This window comes from Microcoleus sp. PH2017_35_SFW_U_B (assembly GCF_020737865.1).
Classification (GTDB): Bacteria; Cyanobacteriota; Cyanobacteriia; order Cyanobacteriales; family Microcoleaceae; genus Microcoleus.
This window is the reverse complement of record NZ_JAEQDE010000080.1, coordinates 1-5,807: the sequence shown is the minus strand read 5'-3', so window position 1 is coordinate 5,807 and position 5,807 is coordinate 1. Positions and strand designations below refer to the sequence as shown.

The following is a 5,807-nucleotide window of genomic DNA, read 5'->3' as shown; positions in this document are numbered from 1 at the left end:
TGCTCGCGATTATACTGCTCGCGATTATACTGCTCGCGATTATACTGCTCGCGATTATACTGCTCGCGATTATACTGCTCGCGATTATACTGCTCGCGAGCGGGGACGCTCGCACTATAATGAAAAATGCTTTTTTCAAAAATGAGATGCTCCCCAAATAACAAATAACAACTAACAACTAACAACTGACAACTGCCAACTGACAACTGACAACTGACTAATGATTAATGACAAACCGTTAGGCTCTGTTATTCAAGGTTCCCTCAGCAAGGGATTAGAAGTGCGACTGCACGCCGACGTTTCAGTGGAAGATATGAGGGTGGGGAAATTTTTAGTAGTGCGGGGGGTACGATCGCACTTTTTCTGTATGCTCACCGATGTGTCTCTTGGAACATCCAGCAGTCGGATTTTATCCAATCCTCCCAACCCCAACGACGATTTTCTCCTCGCAGTCCTCGCAGGTAGCAGCACCTACGGTACGATCGAGCTTGCGCCCATGTTGATGCTGACTGCGGAAAAAGAAAAATCTCAAGCCATCTTCAATCCCACAGGTAACGGAGTCCCCGATAAAAAGCTGGCTTTAGGAAATTTGGGTTCTTTTGAGCCGCAAAGTGGCGCCGATATGGAATTGCTGCCGGTGAAAACGATTCCCAGCCACTTTTCCCAGGTGTTTGATGCCAAAGAAACCGATTTTCGAGCGGTTTTTGGCTGGGAAGATGATCCATATCGCCGCAATTTTGCGATCGGCAAACCGATTGACATGGACGTGGCTGTGTGCTTGGACTTAGACAGATTTGTGGAACGCAGCAACGGAGTTTTTGGTAAGTCTGGAACAGGAAAATCTTTTTTGACGCGCTTGCTGCTGTCGGGCATTATTCGCAAGCAAGCTGCTGTCAATCTAATTTTTGATATGCACTCGGAGTACGGGTGGGAAGCGGTTTCCGAAGGAAAACAATTTAGCACTGTTAAAGGTTTGCGGCAGTTGTTTCCCGATAAAATACAGATTTATACTCTCGATCCAGAGTCTACAAAGCGCCGGGGAGTCCGCGATGCTCAAGAGTTGTTTTTGAGTTTCGAGGAAATTGAAGTGGAAGATATCTCGCTAGTCCAGCGGGAGTTAAATTTGTCGGAAGCTAGTATCGAAAATGCGATCATTTTGCGAAACGAGTTGGGTAAGGGTTGGATCAATAAGTTGCTGGAAATGACCAACGAAGATATTCAAATGTTTTGCGAAGAAAAGCGGGGAAATAAATCTTCGATTATGGCTTTGCAGCGGAAATTAGAGCGTTTAAATGATTTGAAATACATTCGCAAACGCTGTCCCAAAAATTATGTCACTGAAGTTTTGCAGTGTTTGGATAGTGGGAAAAATGTAGTAATCGAGTTTGGTTCGCACTCGGATTTGCTGTCATATATGTTAGCAGCAAATGTGATTACTCGCCGGATTCACGGAGCTTACGTGCGGAAAGCTGAGAAGTTTTTGATGAGTAAAAATCCGTGCGATCGCCCGCAACCGTTAGTGATTACCATTGAGGAAGCCCACCGCTTTCTGGATCCGGCGATCGTGCGATCGACTATTTTCGGTACGATCGCCCGCGAAATGCGAAAATACTTCGTAACTCTGCTGATTGTAGACCAGCGTCCCTCCGGTATCGACGGCGAGGTGATGTCGCAAGTCGGCACGCGGATCACAGCTTTGCTAAACGACGATAAAGACATCGATGCTATCTTTACGGGCGTTTCTGGAGGCCAGAGTTTGCGATCGGTTTTAGCCAAACTCGACTCCAAACAGCAAGCTTTAGTTTTGGGGCACGCCGTACCGATGCCGGTAGTTGTCCAGACTCGTCCCTACGATGAGCAATTCTACAAAGAAATTGGGGATATTGACTGGCAAGAAATGCCGGATGAACAAGTGTTTGCTGAGGCAGAATCTGCTAAAATGGATTTGGGATTTTAGATGAGACAAGATTGCTTTCCCAAGCTGTCCAATCTGAAAATAATCTGCGTTTATCCGTGTTTATCTGCCTTGCATCTGCGGCCCGGCGATCGAAGATTTATGCAAAAATTCTAATAACAACCAACTGTCAAGCGGTCAACTGTCAACTGTCAACTGTCAACTGTCAACTGTCAACTGAATGAAGCAAGGGCTTTTGCCCTCACACCCGTCACCCATCATCCCTAACTTCATAAAAATTGGATAAGGTTAAATATTGTTCAGTCGATCGGCAAAATTTAACTCAAATAGCCAAACATCCCGCTCTTAATATATCTTTACTCACTGACAGCAAAAGTTGATTAGCATATTTAAATAAAAATGTCAAGAAATATTTTAAACGGTAAGTCGCAGCGAATACGGCGATCGAGTTCGGTTATCTCGCATCGCAGCATCTAGGCAGCGAGAAAAATTCAAGCGATGATGGAATAGAGAGCTAAACAAAGCCCTCGAATTGCATGAGTCTGTTTGCATGAGCGTGTTTGCTTGAGTCTGTTTGCATGAGTATTGTGAAGTTGAGTTGCACTTAAAACTAGCAGGGAATTGAAAACCTTAAGGAAAAATGTAGAATCTTGACCTTAAGACAGAGGTTTTTACCCTTTACGAGCCTCAAAATTTGGAATAATATTGAGAAAAGTAAACTCAAATTCACTTCGCCTAGAACTAGCCGTTAAAGCTAGCAAGCTACGGAAAATCGACGGGGATTACTGGACAATCAAGCACAAAAGTAATCCAAAACAACAAGCTTCTACCGATCGTCACCGATAAACAGGAGGGGTAACATCCCCCCTGTCGCAGTCTTTATCCCACTTGTAAAAGTGGGACAGGGTATCACCAACTTTTTATCTGTTGTTACAAGGAGTGCAATACTCACCCATGTCCACTACCACCCCCAAAACCAAAACAGTGAAAGCCGATCGCATGGGCAGCCGGCCATACTCCTCAACGGATACGGTTCGTACCTATCTGCACGAGATCGGTCGAGTACCCCTGCTAACCCGAGAAGAAGAGATTGTTTTCGGGAAGCAGGTACAGCAAATGATGAAATTAATCGAAGCAAAACAAGCGCTTGCTAAAGAATGGCAGCGAGATCTGACGAATGAAGAGTGGGCTGCCCAAATGGAGTTGACCGAAGCCGAACTGAACCGGATCTTGCAGTTAGGGCGGCGCGCCAAGCAAAAGATGATTGAAGCGAATTTGCGCCTAGTAGTTGCGATCGCCAAAAAATACCAGAAACGCAATATGGAATTCTTGGATTTAATTCAAGAAGGCACCCTCGGTTTAGAACGGGGAGTCGAAAAATTTGACCCGATGCGGGGATACAAATTTTCTACCTATGCCTACTGGTGGATTCGCCAAGCAATCACTCGCGCGATCGCCCAACACGCCCGCACCATTCGATTGCCAATTCACATCACCGAAAAACTCAACAAAATCAAAAAAGTGCAGCGGGAACTCACCCAGCAGTTGGGCCGTTCTCCCTCGCCTGCGGAAATTGCCACCGCCCTGGAACTGCAACCTTCCCAAATTAGGGAATACCTGCTGATGGCAAGACATCCAGTTTCTTTGGACTTGCGCGTAGGAGATAACCAAGATACGGAACTGCAAGAACTCTTAGAAGACGAAACAGCATCTCCAGACAACTACATTACTTCGGAATTGCTGCGGCAAGACCTCAATACCTTGATATCAGAACTGACCCCCCAGCAACGAGATGTGATTGTTCTGCGCTTTGGTTTGGAAGACGGCACCGAAATGTCTCTGGCGAAAGTCGGAGAACGGCTCAATCTCAGCCGCGAACGGGTGCGACAGCTAGAACATCAAGCCCTCGCCCACCTGCGGCGGCGTCAGTCTCAAGTCCGAGAATATTTGGCTAGTTAGTCACTAAAAGAGTTGAGATTTTCTCCAAATCTCAACTCTTTTTTTGTGCAGGCGCCTCCGGGAAGGATACTTTTATCCCAAGCAATTTTGAAGTGATATCATGTCCGGTCGATCGACCAAAATAAGTAAAGTTCGTAGTGCGGACTTCAGTCCGCTTTTTGGCCAATTGACCAAAATAAGTAAAGTTCGTAGTGCGGACTTCAGTCCGCTTTCTGGCCAATTGACCAAAATAAGTAAAGTTCGTAGTGCGGACTTCAGTCCGCTTTTTAGATGCGGACTGAAGTCCGCACTACGAACCCTTTTTGTGATGGTCATGCACTGGACACGATCTGAGTGAGGTACAGATAGTAATACCATTTTTTTAAAGTTATGACAGACTTTTGCAAACAAGGGAAACGAGAGAATTACAACGTCTTGTCGTCCTTTATCTCTATCTGATCTTTAGAAAAATGGTATAATGGGTAATTGGTAGGCTGACGAGTACAGAAGAGAGATTTGAAAAGCGCTATATTTAAGATGTCGATCGATGATTGTTGTGGGATGGGCGGGAGAGCCCGTCCTTTCTGCACGGGCTCTCCCGCCCATCCCACAAATTTGCTTAAGTTATTTAATTTCTATTCCTAATCTGAGATTTGAATTTAGGAACCGGGCGGGCGATCGAAAATTCAAGTTAATATTCAGGATTAAGCCAAATACCCGGTTTCTGTAATATCTCTTTGAAACAGGTACAAGAAGGGCGGCGCAGCAGGTATTTGAAACTTTGGGGCAAGCAAGTGGTTTTGACTTATTCGATCGTATTAACAAGCACTTTAGAGGCGATCGCCCTTGCTCTCTCGCCCGGTAACTTCAGCATCGAATTTCCCCTAGGCGAGGCACAGCAATCGGACATCAAATCCGGCCTTTTCACCTCCCAATCCCTCCCAAATGCTGCGCCAGATACCGCTAGCACAGGTTTAGCAGAGGGTATATACCTCTACGGCCAGTCGAGCCAGCCCGATCGAATTAAAAAAGAATATTTTGTATTTGAAATGCGACAGAGTAAAGTAGTCGGCGCTTTTTACCTGCCTCGGTCTGCTTTTTACTGTTTTTACGGCACTGCGGAGCGAACTCAGTTAAATTTAACAGTAGTGGACACTTACGACGGCAGTCGCTCTCCCTACTCCGTAAACCTGCAACAGTATTACCCTATTTGGGCCGTCAGCGACAACGATCGGCGCATTTTAGGTATTTGCAAGGAAGCTCACAAACAGCAGGTTTGGGGAAATTAATACTATTTTCGATTTTCGATTGGGGATTAAAGAATTGGGAATGATTTACTGCATAAGAGTTTGGAGTTTCCCTACAGTTGCATTCATTGGTGAAAATCGTCTAACCAATACCTGCGCGATTTTCTTGGTTTCTTGGGTATATTGACACTCCCCTGCCTAAAGGCGAGGGGATTCTTTGTTCATAGACTCAACTTGCTCAGACAGGATTTCTGAGCGTCAAAGTAGAGGTCGAATCTCCCAAAGCGTTCGGGTTTAAGACCCAAGTTCCGGTATGCCCTACCGTACTCAAGGCTAATTTCAGAATATTAATCGCTGCGTTCCAATCCCTATCCATAACAAACCCACATTCACAAGCGTGGGTTCTTACGGATAGGGATTTTTTTACGATTGCACCGCAATTTGAACATTTTTGCGAAGTATAAGCAGGATTGACTGCGACAGTTACCCTGCCAAACTTTACGCCAAAATACTCCAACCACTTTCTGAATTGATACCAACCAGCATCGTTAATTGATTTAGCGAGACAGTGATTCTTTACTAGATTCTTTATTCTCAAATCTTCATAGGCGACCAAATCGTTAGATTGGATTACGCAACGCGCCAGTTTCTTAGCGTGTTCTTCACGTTGCCGACTTATTTTGAGGTGTACTCGTCCTAATCGATTA

General features: G+C 45.3%; 4 protein-coding genes. 3 read left to right on the top strand and 1 reads right to left on the bottom strand.

All coding sequences use genetic code 11. The features are described 5' to 3' along the window. Nucleotides 1-220: 220 nt before the first annotated feature. The 3 genes from JGK36_RS21990 (at nucleotide 221) to JGK36_RS21980 (ending at nucleotide 5,142) form a co-directional block, all read left to right on the top strand. Entirely contained in the window at nucleotides 221-1,957 is a 1,737-nt protein-coding gene (locus JGK36_RS21990; RefSeq protein WP_293184264.1) for an ATP-binding protein, read from the top strand. Nucleotides 1,958-2,869: 912 nt separating this feature from the next. Further along, nucleotides 2,870-3,874 carry an RNA polymerase sigma factor, RpoD/SigA family gene (locus tag JGK36_RS21985; RefSeq protein ID WP_293184266.1) on the top strand — a complete coding sequence of 335 codons (1,005 nt, stop codon included), beginning with the start codon at nucleotides 2,870-2,872 and terminating at the stop codon, nucleotides 3,872-3,874. Nucleotides 3,875-4,590: 716 nt separating this feature from the next. Further along, a complete protein-coding gene (locus JGK36_RS21980; protein ID WP_293197318.1) occupies nucleotides 4,591-5,142 on the top strand; it encodes a hypothetical protein in 552 nt (183 codons plus the stop codon). Nucleotides 5,143-5,338: 196 nt separating this feature from the next. On the opposite strand, the gene JGK36_RS21975 is transcribed toward JGK36_RS21980, so the two are convergent. After that, the coding region (locus JGK36_RS21975) for a transposase (RefSeq protein ID WP_293184270.1) at nucleotides 5,339-5,807 on the bottom strand (469 nt) is incomplete at its 5' end.

Excerpts from the sequence above, each read along its gene's own strand:
- JGK36_RS21985 (WP_293184266.1), top strand. The coding sequence starts at position 2,870 with ATGTCCACTACCACCCCCAAAACCAAAACAGTGAAAGCCGATCGCATG.
- JGK36_RS21990 (WP_293184264.1), top strand. The coding sequence starts at position 221 with ATGATTAATGACAAACCGTTAGGCTCTGTTATTCAAGGTTCCCTCAGC.